The organism is Stieleria tagensis, assembly GCF_024129865.1.
Taxonomy (GTDB): Bacteria; Planctomycetota; Planctomycetia; order Pirellulales; family Pirellulaceae; genus Stieleria; species Stieleria tagensis.
In genome coordinates this window covers 34,292-53,464 of record NZ_JAMYFE010000014.1, presented here as the reverse complement: position 1 = coordinate 53,464, position 19,173 = coordinate 34,292, and the positions used below count along the sequence as shown (strand labels likewise).

Sequence of the window (19,173 nt, the reverse complement as noted above, 5' to 3'; positions counted from 1 at the left end):
GGTAGGGGGGCTTCCATCGTAACATCGCTGCAATAATCCGTGTCCAAAATTCAGATTGACGGACGCTTGATGCCCAACATCAGATAGGCAAACAGGTCTTGGATCTGCGACTCGGTTAAATCCTTTAGCAATTGATCCGGCATCAGCGATGTTTTGACGCTTTGGAATACTTCCAATTGGTCTCGCACCAACACGACCTGGCGATCGTCGGCGGTCCGCAGAGTGACCGTCTGCGGGTCTTGGGCTGCCATCATCCCGGTCACCACACGGCCGTCGTTGGTCAACGCTTGATAAGATTGAAACCCTTCACGGATCTCCATGCTGGGGTCCACAATCGCATTCAACCAAAATGTTGGATTCCCGCGTTCATATCCGTCCAAGGGTGGACCGATCGATTTCCCTTCGCCGAATAATTTGTGACAGGTTGCACATTTGCTGACGAAATGGGCTTTGCCTCGCTCTGCGTCTCCGTCGGCTGATGCGACCAGTTCAGACAACTGTCGAATCTGTTCGATTTTCTCAGCCGTCGAGACTGTGGCGGGATCCCCAAAGGCTTGGCGGACACGCGCAGCGAGTTCCGCTGCCTGATACGTACGCAATCGTTGGATCACATCGTCGGGAACCTCGGTCGGCTTCATCCGCCACTGAATCACTTCGTCCAACAGACGATCGGCCCAAGGAGCGCGGCTGGCCAACGTGCGACAGGCCGCCGAGCGCAACCCATGTTCCCGTGATATCTTGCTGTAGAAAGCCCCAATCAATTGCCCGGCAATCCGATCGTCCGGAAAATTTGCGAGCGTCGTGATCGCCACTCGCTGAAGCACCGGTGGGCAGCTTTCTCGCCCGCTGGCCAAACGCAACAACGGATCAACAGCGGCTGCCACCTGGACTTCTCCGAGAGTCTCTGCAATCTCGATTCGCAGCCCCAAATCGGTCGCCGAATCACGCAGCAGTTTGATCGCCGCTTCACTGGCTCCCAACCGTCCGCTGCGCAGCGCCAGCACGACGCCGGCATTGCCCCGCGAATCTTGGTATCGCTGCAGCGCTTGTTCCAATTCGCTGGGCAGCGCAGGAATCGATCGACCATGAAACGCTTGGATCAAACCGACCAACAAAATTTCGCGGCTCGAATCGTCCGGAGCGAGTTGGATCAATTGTTGACAATGTTCCAAATCCGATTCTTGCCCCGACGACGCATAGCGCTGCATCAACCGACCCAGCAAATGGGATCTCGTCATCGGTTGATTCCAAACAGCGGGATCGGCCAGCCATTGCTTGGTGGCATCCCAATCATCTGCGTGCGATTCCACAGCCCACCAATACAGCAGCGGCAAATGCGGATCCGTCAAATCCGATTCGGACCGGCAGAGTTCAGCAATGATTGCCAAACCGGTTGCGGCGTCAATGCGTTTGGCGGTGCTGGCTAGTTGGCTGCGGACCTGCAGATCGGATTCATCGGTTGCCAGTGTGACCATCCGGCGACTTCCCTGATGGCGATCGCCCAACAACCGGATCGTCCAGCGGCGGATGTGTGGATCGGCGTGAGTGATCCATTTCTCAGCTCGCTCGGTCGTCAACTGATCCATCATGTGAACGGACCACAATGATTCCAATGACGCGTCTTGATCGACCTTGGCAACCAAATCTGGCACCACCGAAGTGTCGCCACGCCAGCCGAGTTCCAGCGCGGCACGCTGGCGAATCCACTTGTTGGGATCGCTGAAGTGGTCGATCAGTTGCGGACTGGATTGTTGGCTTAGATCACCGCCACGGTACACCGGGTGACTGCCACGAGGACGAATCCGATACAGACGACCGCTGTCTTTGTGCCAATCATCAATCGGGTTCACATGACTGAGCCGTGTGTCGTACCAATCGGCCAAGTAGACCGCTCCGTCGGGCCCCACATCCGCACAGACCGGTCGAAACCAACGGTCATCGGTGTCGATCAGATTCGGCAAGTCGACAGTGCGGTAGTTGGAGCCATCAGCGATCAGCTGGCTGTTCCAAACCAAATTGTGCAGTGAATTGGGAGCGACAATCGTGCCATCGAAGGCATCGGGAAACAGTCCGCCTTCGTAGATCGTGAACGACTGGGCAAACCGACGCGAATCACCTTGCAGCGGCATCCCGGTGAAGTAACCGAACGCGTACGGATTGGTCAGCGGACCATGCTTGCCCCAGTTCTTGTCGTGGTAGCTGCCTTGGGGATAAAAGTAACCTCGTTTATTGCCGCCGTTGGTGCCGGAAAACACTCGGCCTTTGGAATCGATTTCCAAACTGAATGTATTCCCGCCACCTTCGGCATAGATTTCAAAGACCTGGCTGCGGGGATTGTAGCGCCAAATGCATTGGCCTTCGAATCGAACGCCCTTGGTCACGCGTGAGCTGACCGTCCCAGCGGTGGTACTGCCGTTGGCGCCGTACAACCATCCATCGGGGCCCCAGGTCAAACTGTTGGCCACCGAATGAGTGTCCTGCATTCCAAACCCCGACAGGTGAACGACGGGATCGGAATCCGGCACATCATCGTGATCGGCGTCGGGGTAGTGCAACAAATAAGGCGGATTCAACACCCAGATCCCATCCGGACCGACTTCCACCGAGGTGGCAATGTTCAGGCCGCCGATCACATCTTTGCTGTGGTCGTAAACGCCGTCACCGTCGGTGTCCTCCAACACAGTGATCTTGTCAGCACCGGAAACCCCGTGGGGCGGCGGTTCGGGAACCTTGTCATAGACGGCGCGCAAGTATTGGTCAAAGCGAATGACTTTCAGTCCCGCTGGATACTGGTACTGGCGGTATTGGACGACCCACATCCGCCCGCGGGAATCCCAACTGAAGAACAGTGGTTGAGACACCGTGGGCTCGTGCGCAACCAGATCAACCGCGATGTCCTCGCGCGTTTGAAACCGTGCGATTGTCTGATCAGGCGGCGTCGGTTCAGAATCATCCTTTTGCGCGCCGAGCGCCGAAAACGTCCGAAAGATCTCGGCGACTTTTTCATTCCCAGCCGGCGTCTCTGGCACGGCGTCCTGGGAAAATGCATCCGGCAACAAAATCAAGACGACAGCCAAGAACACAAATCGTCGAAGCAGAGCAGACATAGGCAGGTGGGATTGATCGGCGGGCAGGGCGAATGGCGTGGCCGTTCAGTTTACACCGTTTCCCGGCACGCTTGCCCGCTCCTGTGTGATTGCATCAACAGATTCAGCCACCGTCAACAGAATGACCTCGAATTCCAGCTCTTTCCCTGCCTCCTTTCGCAGCGAGACTGATTCGGTGTGACAGAATCGCATTCCCGACGCCGCGGCTGCACTGCGGACGTAGTCCAACCCATGGACGTAGCGCCGCGAACCGGCCAGCTGATACCCGGTCGTGCCTTTTTCGACCGAAACCGCCAAGACCGCGCCGGGTGCCATCACGTTGCGTACGGCAGCAAAAAATGGCACCAGATCACCAAAGTAGACCAACACATCAATTGCCAACACGATCTCGTATGGTTCGCGATGACACGACAAGGTCGCCACAATTTCGCCCACCCACAACGCATCATAAACCCCTCGCTGCTGGGCGACCTGAATCATCTGTGGCGACAGATCGATTCCATGGATCAGCGAGGCAGTCGATCGAAACAAGGGCCCGGCCAGTCCAGTTCCGCAGCCGATATCCAACAGCCGCGCGCCTTCGATTTGGTTCCCAACCTGTGTGCGCAAGACACGCTGGACTTCGCTCGGCCCGCGGTAATCCAGTTCGCCAACCAAACGCTCGTCAAATCGGGTGGAGTAACGATCAAACACCGCGCGGATGTATGCCTGGGGTGGCGAACTCGAACACTCGCTGACCCCTGCGCCTGCCAAACAATAGTCGACCGAATCGTCCAGGTCCTGGCCGGTCAAACCCAGCTGCGACATTTCGATTTGATAGGCCAAGCGACGATAGAATTGCCAATCCGCGTGATCAGCCAACGAACGGCATTGATCCGAAAAGACGACTAGATCGCGTGAAGAAAGCATGCCGCCGGCGACCAGCTCGGATGCCGCCGTTCGTGCGGCGATGGGATGCCCCTGGCGTTTCAACTGTCGAACCGTTTCGATCGCCGAACAACGCTGGTTCGATTGCCCCGCCAAGCTTCGTTGGATCGTTTGCCAATCGCGATTTGGTGGACTAACCATCTTTGCAAACTACCAAGACATGGCTGGTGTAGCCGACTTCGCTGCGATCGTGCATCCGCACCCGCCACGGCACGTCGGTTTCTGCGACCAACCGTAATCCCGGAATGGATTGCGAATGATCACCGGTCAACAATCGCCGCACCATCGCTTCGCTTGCACCACCATCGGGACCGCGCTGCGAATGTCCCCCCAACCAACCTTCGACCGCAGTCGCGGACGTCGACCAATCGTAGGGAGACGCGATCAATGCTGAACCGCCGGGCTGCAACACATCTGCCAGCGACGACAAAAATTCCAGCGGTGATCGGTTGCAGTCCAACACGTTCATACTGGTCGCTGCACTGAACGTGCCTGAAACAAACGGCAGTGCGGTCGCATCACAAGCCCAATAATCGACTTGTTCGTGATGCTCAAACGACACCGAGAACTCGCGTTGATCGTATACCAAACCCACTCGGCGGCGCGGATAACGCACCTCGCCTTCACGCAACACCTCGCCGGCAAGCCGCAGCATTGGAAAATTCAAATCGATTCCCAGCACCGGTCGATTGAACTGCTGGGCCAACTCGAAACTGCTGCGGCCCACCGAACAGCCGATATCGACGATCGGCCCTTCCGAGGGCCAATGGGATTCGGCTAAATGCAAACCCTGCTGAAGCATGCCCAACATCGATTGATCGGCTGGATGTTTGGAACCCGATGCATCGGGTTCGGCAGGATCTAAATCGGCGTAGTGTCCCCATGCATAGCAACTCAGGTGCTGTCGAACGGCATCACAAATGGAACCCTGCCCACAACAGTCACCCAACACACTTTCAATCAGCGGGCTCAGGTCCCTGCGTTGGAACACCTGAAACGCATTGTCAAAAAGGTAGGCGCGGATGTCGGCAATGATCAACGGAATCCCATCGATGATCGGATACTCGCGCTGACAGTTTGCGTTGCTACAGTGCAACAGTCCCTCGATCAAATGGTCGCCGGACTGTTTGACGATCTCGGCGATCTGCAAACGGTGATACGATTCATTGCCCTGACGGCAAACCGGGCACACCGGTCGCAGTGATTCGAAATGTGATTGTCGCACGCGGCAATCAGCCTCCGATGATCACAGTCGGGCAACCCGGCGGCAATACCTTACCGACCGGGCTGGGAATCGGTGCCACACAACTGGAGTGTGCGGTCATGTCATTGATTCGAGCAGCCGGCATGTTGCCGATCAACACCGTTGTCGATCCTTTAGCGATCATGCCCGGTCCACCTGGTGAACAGCTTGGCAAGGTACAGGGCTTCGTAGTGTCGGTGGATCGCGCCGCCGGCTTGTTGCCGATCAACACGGAGTTTTCACCTTTGACAATCGTCAAAGGAAGCGCCGGGTGCGGCACCGGAGTTGGCGACGGTGCCGCCGGATGGATCGGTGCATGACAATGCGGCGCATCTTGTTTGACTAAGTCGCCCACTCGTGCCGCTGGAGGCATTGCATCTCTCGTTTTAAAAGGTCTGGTCAGGAGTGTCGATTTGCATTGAATACCGATCGATACCGGCACGATGCGCAAAGGCGTGAGTTTCGAAGTGACGTTCTCTTCGCAACCCGACGCGTGAGCGAGGGATTTATTTGGAGGGTGCGTTAAACAGCCTTTTCAGCACAGATGACTCAGCAAATTGCCGCTTCGATCTCTTCACTCTCCCGCGGAGCGAGAGAGTGAATTGCGAAAACGCTGGCTTCAAAACTGACGCGTCGGGTTACCAAAAACTCAGGCAGCAACCACAAAAAATCACTGTGCCCCCAGTTTAGCTCGCGACAGTGTTCGCCGCTATCACAATCGACCTGTGACACCATCATCTGTCGGAACATCATTCGGTTCGCCCCAGAATTTCAATCAGGTGAAACCCGCGAGCCGATGCGACCGGACCATACACCGACCCAACGTCTCCACCAAGAAACACCGCGTCCAATTCGGGCGGCATGTGCCCAGGCCCAAATTCACCCAAATCGCCTCCTTGGATGGCTGTCGGACACTGTGAATAGGTCGTGGCCAGTTGCTCAAACGGTTGGCCGTCTTGCCAAAATTGCATCACCTGCTGCGCTGTTTCCAAATCAGCAAGTTGAATGTGGCGGGCTCGAATTCGCAGCACGGTAGCGGATTCCTTGAAGAGGAACGAAGGGGCGTCGACTAACGTCCGGCAACACAAAAAATGTTTGGGCAGGGAGTTCCGGATAAGAGCGGTGATCCCGTAGCGGATTCGAAAGATTGGCACAAACTGGCCGCCGCAGGTAGATCACCCATGCTAGGCAATGCACCTGGATCCAGCGCTGGCAATCCCATGGCTGGAGCCCCCGGCATGGCCGCCATCGCAGGCATCGCTGCGCTGAGTGCCGCCCCCAACTGCGCGCTCACATCGGCTACCGCACTCATCTCCGCCGACATCTCAGCAGTCGCGTCAACAGCTGCCTCCATATTCGCCGACATCGCTCCGATCGTCGCTTCGATAGCCGGCGCCGTCGGCTCCATTCCGCCCGCAATGGCTTGATTGAGCAACCCCAGATCGGTCAACGACCCACTGATTTCAGCCATCTCAGCCGGCGGCATGGTCAAGGGCGGAACCTCCAAACTAGCGGTGGCTTGCAGGGCAGCCGCAAAGGCTGGAATTTCGCCGGGTTGCATTCCCAATGCGATCGCGGCGTTGATCGCACGCGCGGCCATCCCCAACTCCACCGCCGCCTCGATCGGAATCGAGGCGGCCAATTCCCCCGCCGCCTCCATCGCTGCCTCCAATGCCGCGGCCAGAGCCGCCGGCGCACCTGGTGCCGCCATGTTGATTCCCAGTGCCGCTTCGATCGCGGCATTGATCGACAGGGGAACCGACAAACCGCTTAGTGGTTCCATTGCCGGCCCCAGCGCCGCACCCATTTGGCTCAGCGCCGGCGCAGCGACGTTCAGCGATCCGGCTGCTAGCGACAATTCCATCGCTGCACTGGGAGCGGTCAGATCAATCCCCAACGCCCCAGAAACTTGGGCCATCGATTCCAACGCCAACAGGCCCTCCATCGACGGCACCGGCAAACTGGCGCTCAGCATCGCATCGAGAGCCCCACTTGCCGCCAGCGAAGCGACGGCATTGAGCGCCGCTGCCGAGTTGGCCATCATGGCAAGACCGGCGGCGCCAGCCGGCATCGGCGGTAGACTGAGCGTGACTTCGCTGGCCTCGATCGACCCCATTGTTTTAGCAATTTGAGGGACGCAAACGCATATCATTGTGGTCTGTTCGATCGAGTAGGAAAGAGCGAAATGATGTCGCCAGGTCATGTTAGCAAACTTCATCTGGTAGATGTCATCGACAACCTGCCCCCGCAATCTTTGCCGGAGAATCACGATGAACGATGAAACCCCTTACCACGTTGTGGATGATTCCGGTCGACATGCGGTGACCGACCGCGGAGGACGCACGGTCATGGTCTGCAGCGATCAACGCAGCGCCCTACACTATGTCAGCCTGCTCAGCCAAGCCTTTCGGCAGGGCTACCAATCCGGCTACCGTGATGCCAAAAATCAGTCCAAAAACTAACGACTCTCTCTCGGAGCAAACTGTTGTCCCATTCGTTTGAATCTGCATTCCAGTTTGGTCGGGCACCGGCCGGCGCCCCCCGTGATCGACAACTACCCTTGCGGATCTTGGTGATCGGCAATTTTAGTGGCCGCAGTGGCCAAACCGCCGAACCCTTTGCCGAGCGGCCACTGCTACGCATCGACATCGACAACTTTGAACAGGTGCTGGCAAAAATCAATCCACAGATCCAGATCCCACTGGGAGAGGGCGGACTCGCTGATCAAGCCGACGCGCAGGCACAGATCTCGATTTCCGAGCTCGATCACTTTCACCCCGACCATCTGTATCGTGAACTACCGGTGTTTGCCGAACTGGCGGATCTGCGCAAACGTTTGTTGGATCCAGCGACATTTGACCAGGCCGCCGCGAAACTGCGAGGTGCGTCCCAGCCGTCACCGGCCAGCGGCGAAAACGAATCGGCCGACCAGCCGCCCGCGACAACGACCGACGAGAGTGACGCAGCGACGCTCGAGCGGGTGCTCGGCCAATCCACCAGCGTCAACACCGAGCGCCCCGCGGGCGGGTCAACGTTCGACCTGCAAAGAATGATCGATCAGATCGTCGCGCCCTATGTGCTACCCAAATCGGATCCGCGGCAGGCGGAGTATCTCGAGAGCGTCGATTCAGCCGTGGCCGGACAGCTCCGTGACCTGCTGCATCACCCCACGTTTCAATCGCTGGAATCCGCTTGGCGGGGCCTGTACTACCTAGTCTCGCAAGCCACCACTGACGGACAATTGCAAGTTTACCTGTGCGACGCAACGACGGCCGACCTGCAACAGGCCGGCGAGTCGCCCAGCGAACAACTCAGTGATTCTGCTTTGTACGATCGCCTGGTCACCCGGAGAGAACAACAGCCGTGGTCGGTGATTGTCTCTCTGGAATCGTTCGGCAAGCAAACCGAAGACCTCCTGTTGCTCAGCCGGTTGGGAGCGATCGCGGCTCAATCCGGCGGACCGCTGTTGGCCGGTGCCGGTTCCAGCTGGTTGAATCGCCCCACGTGGACCGACGAATCCGAAACTGCCGCATCGGCCCCATCCGCGGACGTCGAGGACCAAAATTGGCAATCGTTGCGTTCGAGCCCCGTCGCCAGTTGGATCGGACTGGCCGGCCCCCGATTCTTGTTGCGAATGCCCTATGGTGCCGCAACCGATCCGATCGACAGTTTTTCCTTTGAAGAAATCAACGATCCCCAGGCCGATCACGAGACGCTGCTGTGGGGCGCCCCGGCATTGTTCTGCGGCACGTTGATCGCCACCTCATTCTTGGAAAACGAATGGGAGATGAATCTCAGCGACAACCTTGAACTCGATGATTTCCCGACCGTGATTTTCGACGACGAAGGCGAGAAACAACTCAAAGCCTGCAGCGAAGTTTACCTCTCAGAACGAGTCGCTGAATCATTGCTTGACCAAGGCATCATGCCTTTGATGAGTTTTAAAAACCGCAACGCGATCCGATTGCTGCGTTTTCAGTCCATCGCCGATCCACTAACCGGATTGTCCGGCCCCTGGGCATGATTGTTCCACACGGCGTCCAGTCAACAAGACAAATAGATGACACATTGCAAGCGACGCTGACCTGAGATCATTACACTTTGATGGCGTGACCTGTTAGACGACAATGCCTTGTAACCATCAAAGAGTTAAATCATGTCGAACTACGGTTGGACGGACAACAAAAAGTATAAATCCACGGGTTACGGTTTATGGGAAATCTACCCCAGCGCACCGTCCGGGTATTCGGACGTGCATGTGACAATGAATTTCCCGGAATACACTTCTTCCAATAAAGCCTGGAGCTGGCCGCATGTGACGTTGATCACAACGGGCGGGACGAAAACGCACGTTTACATCAAACGAAATGCATCCGGAAACGCAATTTACGTCAACAGTCGCGGTGGCTCCTACTCGCCGATCCCTGGTGTCAAAACCATCTGTGACAAGATCGTTGCAGACTTTCGCGAATACGGCATTCCTTGTGAATACCTTGGATCCAAAAACGACCACACACGAAAGTTCTAACGGGATCGATCACTCGAACGAGTAATCAAACTCGCCGTCGGCGACTTGGACATGCACGCGTTTGACCGGTTTTCCTTCCATCATCCGCGTCAGGAATTCACCGCTGATCCGTGGCAACACGGTGTTGGTCAAAATGGCGTCAATCATCCGACCGCCACTTTCCAATTCCGTGCAACGACTGGCGATCAGATCGATCACGGCATCGTCATAGGTGAATGGAATCTCGTGATTGGCTTGCACCCGTTTTTCGATTCTGCCGAGCTGCAAGCGGGCGATCGCGCCGACCATTTCGTCGCTTAGCGGGTAATAGGGAATCGTGACAATCCGCCCCAGCAGCGCCGGTGGAAACACCTTCAACAGGGGTGCCCGCAAGGCTTTCGCCAAGCCTTCCGGATCGGGCATCAATTCCGGATCCTTGCACATGTTAGTGGTCAGTTCGGTGCCGGCGTTGGTGGTCAATAGAATCAACGTGTTTTTGAAATCGATCACCCGACCTTCGCCGTCTTCCATCCATCCCTTGTCGAACACTTGGAAGAAAATTTCGTGCACATCATGGTGCGCTTTTTCGACTTCATCCAACAACACCACGCTGTAGGGACGCCGCCGAACCGCTTCGGTCAACACACCGCCTTCGCCATAGCCGACGTATCCGGGAGGCGCTCCTTTGAGCGTGCTAACGGTGTGAGCCTCTTGAAACTCGCTCATGTTGATGGTGATCACGTTCTGCTCGCCACCATACAGTGCTTCGGCAAGCGCCAATGCGGTTTCGGTCTTTCCGACACCTGAGGGGCCGGCCAGCATGAACACGCCGATCGGTTTATTGGGGTTGTCCAAACTTGCCCGCGAGGTCTGGATGCGGCGGGCGATCATGTCCAACGCATGGCGTTGACCAATGATGCGATCATTCAGAATATCAGCCAGTCTCAATACGGTCGCCAATTCATCTTTGACCATTCGCCCGACGGGGATTCCGGTCCAATCTTCGACCACGGAACCCACCGCTTGTTCATCGACCGTAGGCAGGATCAGGGGGCTGTCGCCTTGCAGTTCTAACAACTGCGATTGAAGCGTTTTCAATTTTTCCAGCAACTCGTTTCGCTGCGCATCGGTCACTGGCTGTTGACCACCGGCGTTGGCGTCCGCGGGGCCGGTTTCCACTTTCACCGATTCGGCATCGGCGTCGGCGGCCTTCTCGAGTTCACTGTGAGTGCCTTCCACGGTTCCCGTGACACCACGCAATTGGCTACGGACGTCTAAAATCTTGTCGACCAGTTCTTTTTCGCTGTTCCACCGTTCTTCGAGCCCTTCCAAACGAGACTTTTCCATCTCGAGAGCTTCAGTGGCACGTTTCTCGCGCTGTGCGGTTTCCACACCCACGATCGTCTCGTCGGCGATGATGCCCAGTTCCGTGTTCAACGCGTCGATCCGTTTGCGACAATCGTCGACCTCGGCGGGAACCGCATGTTGACTGATGGCAACGCGTGCGGCGGCGGTGTCCAGCAAGCTGACCGACTTGTCGGGCAATTGCCGCGCGGGGATATAACGATGTGACAACTTGACGGCAGCCTCCAACGCTTCGTCCAACACTTTGACCTTGTGGTGTTTTTCAAGTGTGGATGCCATTCCCCGCATCATCAGAATCGCACGTTCTTCGCTGGGCTCTTCGACTTGAACCACTTGAAACCGCCGTGTCAGTGCGGGGTCTTTTTCAATGTGCTTTTTGTACTCCGCCCAGGTGGTCGCCGCGACGGTTCGCAGGGTACCCCGGGCGAGGGCGGGTTTTAGCAAGTTGGCTGCGTCGCCAGTTCCGGCAGCGCCACCAGCACCCACCAACGTGTGGGCTTCATCGATGAACATGATGATCGGTTTCTCAGACGCCTGGACCTCTTCGATCACCTGTTTCAAGCGATTTTCAAACTCACCTTTCATGCTGGCACCGGCTTGCAACAATCCGACGTCCAGTGATCGCAGCGAGACATCCTTCAATGGCGGTGGAACGTCGCCCGATGCGATTTTCAGCGCGAACCCTTCGACCACAGCGGTTTTACCGACCCCGGCTTCACCAGTCAGGATAGGGTTGTTTTGACGGCGGCGCATCAGGATGTCGATGATCTGACGAATCTCTTCATCGCGACCGACGATCGGATCAATTTTCCCTTGGCGTGCATTCTCAGTCAGGTCGACGGTGAACTGTTTCAACGCTTCCTGTTTCCCCATCGCCGCCGGCGGCATCGCCCCGCTCGCTTCACCCGGCACGGCACCACCGCCGACTTGGAAACCATCGCTCGACCGCATCGATTCCTCAGGCGAAGCACTGACGATTTCATTGAACCGATCGGTCAATGTATCCAGTTTGACCTTCTCGAACTCAGCCGAAATGCCGTACAGCGCATGTGTCAGGTTCCGTGTTTTTAACATGCCGACGACCAAGTGGCCGGTGCGGACTTGGGATTCACCAAACATTAATGTGCCATAAACCCAACCGCGTTCGACCGCTTCTTCGATTTGCGATGACAGGTCTGAGATCGAAGACGAACCGCGTGGCAATTTGTCGAGTGCTTCGGTCATGTCTTTGACCAACCGCGACGGGTTCAAATTGAACTGTTTGACAATCTGATGCAGATCGGAGTTTTCCAATTGCAAGATTTGATTGAACCAGTGGACCAGTTCCACGTAAGGGTTGCCACGCATTTTGCAAAACACGGTGGCGCTTTCGATCGACTTGTATCCGACACTGTTTAATTTTCCGAACAGTGCGGTGCGGCTGATATCAGACAAGGTGAATCTCCTGTGGTTGTGTTAATGTGTATGAGCGATTAGGAATGCAGTGTCAGGTCTCTGGAATCTTCGGTGACACCGGCATTGTCCATCCAAACGGTTTGTCCCAGCTTGGCGTCACCCAAGACCCAAGACGGTGTTTCTTCTTGCTTGAGAACCAAGTTCAAATCCCATAGCAATTCTTCGCCGATGTAGTTCCGTACCAGGGCGGTCAGCCGTTGCAAACTGTCGCCGCCGGGTAACAACCGAGCAAAGTCATCCCATCCGATCGGACCGATCGTGACGCGAAACTTTTGTTGACAATCCCAGACGTGAGATCCCAACGTACAGGCAACGCCAAGGGAAGAACTGTCGGGACTGTCGCCCAAACGGAATTCTGACTCCGCCGGCAATTTCGTCCACTGACCGACAAATTCTTCGATCTGGCAGGGCACTTTGAAAAAATCCGAAAGCATTGCCCGCAAGCCTTCGGGATTCTTGGCTTGGCAACCGAATCGTCCGGCGTAATACAGCTTGGCCAAATCCGGGAACTTGTCGCGATCACGGAGCGTCGGCATACCGATTCCCAGCAGGGATCCGACATACATCGAAAACCGGTCCGTTTCCGGACGGTCAAAGTGCGTCGTCGGCTGGGCATCCGCCCAGGCACGATAAAACAACGACAGCATACGGTGATGAAAGACGTCTAGAAATGCCGCAATCGTGGTGTCGTCATAATGCCGAATTCGATCGCGAGCGTATTCAGTCAGGTGCAGCGGCAGGGCGCCGTTGGGTCCGCACAGTCCAAAGAAACGCACCAGTAGTTTGTGATAGCGAGCATTCTTGGCGGGCCCAAATCCGAAGAGTGATGCAGGCGCAAACCCCAGCGACGGCTCTTGACCGAGCCGGATCGGTTCGTCGGGTAAACGCATCGATTTCCCAAACCGCTGGGCATCGGGAAAGGTGCATTCAAGCAACCGCATCGCTTGATAAAAATCAAACTCATGCGGGGCATTCGAGAGTTCTTCCAGCGTCGCGTCTAAAGGACGTGCCGCCGTCCCATCTTTGCGGGCCATCGGGTTACCTCACCACGCTCGGTGGTTCGAAAGACCGTTTCAGTAAAGGAATTGATGGAAACGTATTTGGCCATGAATTCATTCAGCACTGCGGCCAGTAGAAATGCACCGGTGCCTTCAAATGCGCTTTCATCCAGCGTCACGGTGACCTCCAATCCACGGCCGAAACTAAGTGGCCCCGACGACGAAATAGGGCGCGTCACCGGCTTGGACTCGATCGATCGGACCGCATCGATCTGCTTGTTGGCCGAAACATTGTTGGTATCAGAATACAGCGACAACAACTCACGCATCGCTGCAGCGCTACCACCTTCGCTATTGGTCAGCGAAAGATAGTTCAGCGACAAATGACTGATCAATCGCCAAGTCGTTTGACCGTTGCGATAGCTCTTTGACGGTTCCGGTTTGGTCGGTCCGGCCAAACACCGCATCGACTGCACCGGCGCGCTTTTTTCCAAAGTAAAATCCGTGCTCCCGATTCCGACGGGCATCTGCAAAGGCAGGTCGCGATTGGTACACAGCGTGTCAATCGCCAGTTGTTTCAAATCATGCGAGTAGGGTGCTTCATTTGCATCGACCAGCGACACAAACGTCTCACTTCCGATATAGCTCGAACGAGGCCCAAATTTCTTGTGTTTGGCCGACAAAATCCGAGGCCGACGAATCACCGAAAAGAAGGCTCGCTCGCGGTTATCCGATGACAAATCATCCACCGAATAGAACGGACGAAATTCTTGTTCGTGATCGTTGCTGGCACCGTAGCCGCGCATCTGGCGGACCTGATAGACCTCGAAATCCAGCGGGCGTGTGCGATCGGGAATGACCTGATGATCCGAAAACTGATTGCTCAAATGGATTCGATCGGATCGTTTTTCGAACAGGTTAATCGCCGGACTACTAAACAACGAAAAATGGGATTCGTCGACCCGATTCGCCAATTGTGGATCGCCACGGCCAAGCAAAACCGCAATCTCCACCGACTGGCTCTTACAACGCTTTAGAAATCGTTTCAGGTTTGCCAGTTCAACAAACATGTATCGCTGGGGAAACGCAAAATACTCTTGCAACAATCGATAGCCTTGGAACGACCGTGGTCCATACGGCAGCAAGGCGTGTTGATCGTCAAACCCCAGCGGGCGGACGGCCGATTTGCCCATCAGGACGTCCCAGTTGCCGGTGCCATTTTCATCGTTGCTGCGGACTGCAATTCCAACCACATTGGAAATCAGTTGTTCGTAGATCCGCATCGGCACATCCGTCGCACCCCGGATATACAACGGCAGATTGTCCATTCCCAACTGGTTGAACTTCAATCCCGCCGTCGACTCCAATCGCAATACCATGGCGGCTTTGACCGCGGGATGATCCGGCAGGTTTAACGCGGCCACGTCGCGGGGAAAATAATTTGCTTCATTCAACTGCAGCGGCCACAACGTGACCTCGTGCGCGGTGCGGTAGGTACACCGTGTTTGCTCACCCTTGCCCAGCAAACTGTGCATCACGGTGTCACGTGGCAGCGTGAACCCGTCCACCAACGACCCCTCGGTCAGATCCGGCTGGAATTCGACAACCGCCATCGACGGCTGGGGCGCCAAATAGTGTGGGCACACCATTTCCAACAAGTGCTGGGTGAATCGAGGGAACTCCGCATCCAATTTCAGTTGGATACGCGCGGCCAACAACGCAAACCCTTCGAACAGGCGTTCCACGTAGGGATCGGCACATTCAAAAACATCAATGCCCAGACGGCTGGCGATCTTGGGATAATCCGCAGCAAACTCGGCGCCCGATTCACGGACAAACTGCAGTTCCTGGTTGTAATAGTTCAGCAATCGCGGATCCATGCCGATGTGCCTCAGACTTCATTGATGTTGAAGGTGCCCGTTTCCAAATCGAGCTCGGTGCGCAGATACAATCGCTCCGGATAGGGCCGCGCCCAAAGCTCGCCCTCGATTTCGAACATTAACGAATTCTGTGTCGCAGCATCGTTGTCCTTGATCCCTCGGACCTCCAACGTGTTGGCCAGAATGCGTGGTTCAAAGTTCAAGATCGCTTGTTTGATCTCTCGACGCACATCGACCAGTTCCAACCCTGAAACCGTTTTTCCAGTCAGATCTGGGATTCCGTAGTTCAGGACCGAACGACTGACCAACGGATACGAATCCAAATCCTCGGTGGATTCCAGGTGACAGGTGTTTAACAGCCACACCAAATCACGCAGCACCGCGGCGCGCAACTTGTGAACCGAAAACAGTCGCTGATCACGCGGTTCGATTTTTTTGTCCGCATGGTCATCGGTCAACCGATCCAGCAACGACGGAAACAAACGTTCTTGGGAACTCAGGTCAGCCATCAGTTTGCTGGTTCGTCCCCTGGTTCTGCCGATCCGTCTTGCGATGCATCATCGTCTGCCACGACATCCAACGTGATCTTTCGAATGTCCAGCAGTGCATACTCGTCGTGATCGGTCGCCAGCATGCGTTGGCCGATCCCGATCGACGCGGAATCATCGTCTTGCCCCGGCGCGGCTTTCCAATCGGTTTTCCGTGACAACTGCAGCATCGGGTCCGCAACCGAATCAGATCCTGGATAACGTGTGGGGATCATGCCCACCGATTCACCGCCATTGGCCCAAGTGAAATGCACCGGGGTCCAAACAAAGTCACGTAGATCGGCCGGTGCCTCAAAATCAATTTGGGCGATGCGATGAAACGGAATCCAGTAATATTGGCCGTTTAGCAATGCTTCCAGGACAGGCCCCATCCGCGGGTCGGCGTCAGCGATCCACTGGAAGTCGTCTTGTTTTTCGCCAGAAAACTCAATCTGTCCGGCGGTGGTCGGCGCCGACTCGAACGCTTCGTCACGCAATTGCTGGGCCTGGTCATGTTGACCGGACGCATCCATTTTCAACGCTTCGATCATCAATGCCAGCCAGCGATCGGGTTGGCCAAAGATCAATGGCGATGATTCACCGGCGAACACGCGCGAGCGCTTGGATTCACAGCGGATGGCTTCGCGATAGGCTTGCACCATTGCCAAATTGCCGGGATCAAGGTCGCCGGCAATTTCCAACTGAGTCAGGGCGCTGTCCCATTTCCCGACCACGGTCAGCATTTGAAACAGAAAGACGCGATACTTTCCGTCGGACGGATTGGACTGCACCTGACGCTTAAGTTCCGCGAACGCTTCGTCAAGCTTTCCGTCGCGAAGGTATTCTTCGGCCTGCATCTCGTAAGTCTCCAGAGTCTAGCAAAAGGAGCGTCTAGCCAAGGAGCCAACGCAAGCCGCCGCGACGGCGCACTCGATTGGCACGCCGCTCGTCGTCCCACCTGTTTCCTTTCGACAGTCACTCGTCGACGACAACAACAGGTCGACCGGTCCAACAAAGCTCGGCGATCGGTGGGAAGCCCCGATACACAATCGCCGATCTCTATCGATTCAACGTCGCACTACTTGTCGGTGTTAGCCGCGATGTCCCACGTGAACGTCTTGTCGGGACCACCACTGCCATCGTCTTTTTGCTCTTTGTAGACCACTTTGACTTTGGCAAAATTCAACGAGACATTTTCCGTCAAACGGTCTTCGCCACCCGATCCACCGGTGCTGACCGATGTCACCATGACCTTGTTCATTTCAATGACCAAGTACTCCAGTGGCTTCTTACCAGCTTTGCGAACCGTTAACTTCGCATCGGTGAAGTGATCCCCGTTGGCGCAGTAGGTCATCAGGATCGGTGAAGCGCTATCGATCCACTTCGTCACTGAAATGTCTTGAAAGTTTGCTTTGCCGGCACCACCACCACCGCCGACGTGGAATGAACCGGATTGAGACATTCCCCAGCTCCACGCCAGGACGTCGATCTCGTCTTTGTGCTTCTGGTCTTTGGATTCGCCCTTGATCTCGCCCTTCAGGGCCAAAAACATGTCTACAGCCATCTCGATGTTCCTTTACAGTTGTGCGTTTGTAATCCGATGAAAAAAGTCGCGAAGCACGTCGCTTCGCGAGATACGTTTTTATCCTTCGCGCCGGTTTTCAACCACCGCCCTTGCCCGATGGGAGTTTCGAGACCAAGCGAAGCGAGACGGAAAGACCCTCAAGTTGATAGTGAGGACGCAAGAAGAACTTCGAGGTGTAGTAACCCGGATTGCCTTCGACTTCTTCCACGACCACTTCTGCAGCCGCCAACGGCTTTTGCGCCTTCACGGTTTCGCTAGAGGTACCTGGGTTTCCATCAACATACTGCATGATCCAATCTTGCAACCACATCTGCATGTCCTTGCGCTCTTTAAAACTACCGACTTTGTCGCGAACGATACATTTCAGGTAGTGAGCAAAGCGACACGTCGCAAACAGGTACGGTAACCGAGCACCCAGATTGGCATTGGCCGTCGCATCTGGATCGTCGTACTCCGCGGGCGCGTGCAAGGATTGGGCGCCGATGAAGGCTGCGAAATCCGAGTTTTTCTTGTGGATCAACGGCATGAAACCGTTCGCCGCCAACTCGGCTTCGCGACGATCACTAATCGCCAATTCGGTCGGGCATTTCATGTCCACGCCGCCGTCATCGGTCGGGAACGTGTGACAGGGCAGTTCTTCAACGGCACCACCGGATTCGATCCCGCGAATCCGCGAGCACCAACCGTACTGTTTGAACGAACGGGTGATGTTGGTGGCCATTGCGTAGGCGGCATTGGCCCAGCAATAGTTATCGCTGTTGGACGCGGCGGTGTCCTCTTCAAAGGCAAACTCGTCGACCGGATCCGATGCCGCACCATAGGGCAGACGCGACAGGAAGCGTGGCATCGCCAACCCGATGTATTTCGAATCTTCCGATTCACGCAACGAACGCCAGGCGGCGTATTCGGGCGTTTGGAAAATCTTCGTCAAATCGCGTGGATTGGTCAGTTCTTGCCACGAATCCATCTGCATCACCGCAGGGGCAACCCCGGCGATGAAGGGTGCGTGACAGGCCGCGGAAACCTTGGCCATTTCACCCAACAGCTCGACGTCCGGCGGGCTGTGGTCGAAGTGGTAATCTCCGACCAGGCAACCATAGGGCTCGCCGCCGAACTGGCCGTACTCTTCTTCGTACATCTTCTTGAAGATCGGGCTTTGATCCCAAGCGGTGCCTTTGAACTTTTTCAGTGTCTTGTGCAACTCTTTCTTGGTGATGTTCATCACCCGGATCTTCAGCATTTCATCGGTCTCGGTATTGTTCACCAAGTGATGAAGACCGCGCCAGGCCCCTTCGAGCTTCTGGAAGTCAGCGTGATGCAGAATCAGGTTGATTTGTTCGCTGAGTTTCGAATCGATCTGAGCGATGATGGCTTCGACCGAAGCCAACACGTCATCGGAAACCAGCGAGGTCTGCGAGAGGGCCTGCTCGGCCAGCGTTTTGACAGCCGTTTCAACAGCTTCTTTGGCTTGGTCCGATTTGGGACGGAACTCTTTTTGCAACAGCGAGGAAAACTCGCTGGCTTCGAGGGTTGCGCCCTCGGGTTGTGATTCGGTGGATGCGGAATCTGAACTCATCTT

The 19,173-nt window shown here is 56.0% G+C and carries 16 protein-coding genes; 3 read left to right on the top strand and 13 right to left on the bottom strand.

Annotation, left to right across the window (positions count from 1 at the left end; genetic code table 11):
* Positions 1–50: 50 nt before the first annotated feature.
* From NHH03_RS01670 to NHH03_RS01645, 6 genes are all read right to left on the bottom strand, one after another.
* A complete protein-coding gene (locus NHH03_RS01670; protein ID WP_253153986.1) occupies positions 51–3,107 on the bottom strand; it encodes a PVC-type heme-binding CxxCH protein in 3,057 nt (1,018 codons plus the stop codon).
* Between the two features lie 45 nt (positions 3,108–3,152).
* Positions 3,153–4,175 (bottom strand): class I SAM-dependent DNA methyltransferase, encoded by a 1,023-nt coding sequence (locus tag NHH03_RS01665; RefSeq protein ID WP_253153985.1) that lies wholly within the window; start codon positions 4,173–4,175, stop codon positions 3,153–3,155.
* The gene (locus NHH03_RS28085; RefSeq protein ID WP_253153984.1) at positions 4,168–5,259 is read right to left on the bottom strand and encodes a methyltransferase domain-containing protein; all 1,092 of its coding nucleotides are present in this window, start codon (positions 5,257–5,259) and stop codon (positions 4,168–4,170) included. The genes NHH03_RS01665 and NHH03_RS28085 overlap by 8 nt, the downstream gene beginning before the upstream one ends.
* Positions 5,260–5,266: 7 nt before the next feature.
* Positions 5,267–5,650, bottom strand: coding sequence for a PAAR domain-containing protein (locus tag NHH03_RS01655; RefSeq protein WP_253153983.1), 384 nt, complete (start codon positions 5,648–5,650; stop codon positions 5,267–5,269).
* Between the two features lie 376 nt (positions 5,651–6,026).
* Positions 6,027–6,308 (bottom strand): peptidylprolyl isomerase, encoded by a 282-nt coding sequence (locus NHH03_RS01650; RefSeq protein ID WP_253153982.1) that lies wholly within the window; start codon positions 6,306–6,308, stop codon positions 6,027–6,029.
* Positions 6,309–6,346: 38 nt separating this feature from the next.
* Entirely contained in the window at positions 6,347–7,393 is a 1,047-nt protein-coding gene (locus NHH03_RS01645; protein WP_253153981.1) for a hypothetical protein, read from the bottom strand.
* A 154-nt stretch (positions 7,394–7,547) separates the two neighbouring features.
* Here NHH03_RS01645 and NHH03_RS01640 point away from each other — a divergent pair, with 154 nt between their 5' ends.
* The 3 genes from NHH03_RS01640 to NHH03_RS01630 all read left to right on the top strand — a co-directional run bounded on the left by NHH03_RS01640 (position 7,548) and on the right by NHH03_RS01630 (position 9,805).
* On the top strand, positions 7,548–7,739 hold the full coding sequence (locus tag NHH03_RS01640; RefSeq protein ID WP_253153980.1) for a hypothetical protein: 192 nt from the start codon (positions 7,548–7,550) through the stop codon (positions 7,737–7,739).
* A gap of 23 nt (positions 7,740–7,762) precedes the next feature.
* Positions 7,763–9,301: a type VI secretion system contractile sheath domain-containing protein gene (locus tag NHH03_RS01635; protein ID WP_253153979.1), complete on the top strand. Its 1,539-nt coding sequence runs from the start codon at positions 7,763–7,765 to the stop codon at positions 9,299–9,301.
* A gap of 132 nt (positions 9,302–9,433) precedes the next feature.
* Positions 9,434–9,805 carry a hypothetical protein gene (locus NHH03_RS01630; RefSeq protein ID WP_253153978.1) on the top strand — a complete coding sequence of 124 codons (372 nt, stop codon included), beginning with the start codon at positions 9,434–9,436 and terminating at the stop codon, positions 9,803–9,805.
* 9 nt (positions 9,806–9,814) lie between these two features.
* Here the strand turns inward: NHH03_RS01630 and tssH are convergent, their stop codons facing one another.
* The 7 genes from tssH to tssC all read right to left on the bottom strand — a co-directional run bounded on the left by tssH (position 9,815) and on the right by tssC (position 19,170).
* A complete protein-coding gene (gene tssH, locus NHH03_RS01625; protein ID WP_253153977.1) occupies positions 9,815–12,583 on the bottom strand; it encodes a type VI secretion system ATPase TssH in 2,769 nt (922 codons plus the stop codon).
* A 38-nt stretch (positions 12,584–12,621) separates the two neighbouring features.
* Positions 12,622–13,638, bottom strand: a complete 1,017-nt coding sequence (gene tssG, locus NHH03_RS01620) for a type VI secretion system baseplate subunit TssG (protein WP_253153976.1) — start codon at positions 13,636–13,638, stop codon at positions 12,622–12,624.
* A complete protein-coding gene (tssF, locus tag NHH03_RS01615; protein ID WP_253153975.1) occupies positions 13,602–15,482 on the bottom strand; it encodes a type VI secretion system baseplate subunit TssF in 1,881 nt (626 codons plus the stop codon). The genes tssG and tssF overlap by 37 nt, the downstream gene beginning before the upstream one ends.
* Positions 15,483–15,493: 11 nt before the next feature.
* The gene (gene tssE, locus NHH03_RS01610; protein WP_253153973.1) at positions 15,494–15,991 is read right to left on the bottom strand and encodes a type VI secretion system baseplate subunit TssE; all 498 of its coding nucleotides are present in this window, start codon (positions 15,989–15,991) and stop codon (positions 15,494–15,496) included.
* Positions 15,991–16,866, bottom strand: coding sequence for a type VI secretion system accessory protein TagJ (locus NHH03_RS01605; protein ID WP_253153972.1), 876 nt, complete (start codon positions 16,864–16,866; stop codon positions 15,991–15,993). Before NHH03_RS01605 ends, tssE begins: the two co-directional genes overlap by 1 nt.
* A 221-nt stretch (positions 16,867–17,087) precedes the next feature.
* On the bottom strand, positions 17,088–17,573 hold the full coding sequence (locus NHH03_RS01600) for an Hcp family type VI secretion system effector (protein WP_253153971.1): 486 nt from the start codon (positions 17,571–17,573) through the stop codon (positions 17,088–17,090).
* 97 nt (positions 17,574–17,670) lie between these two features.
* Positions 17,671–19,170, bottom strand: coding sequence for a type VI secretion system contractile sheath large subunit (gene tssC, locus NHH03_RS01595; RefSeq protein WP_253153970.1), 1,500 nt, complete (start codon positions 19,168–19,170; stop codon positions 17,671–17,673).
* Positions 19,171–19,173 lie beyond the last annotated feature (3 nt).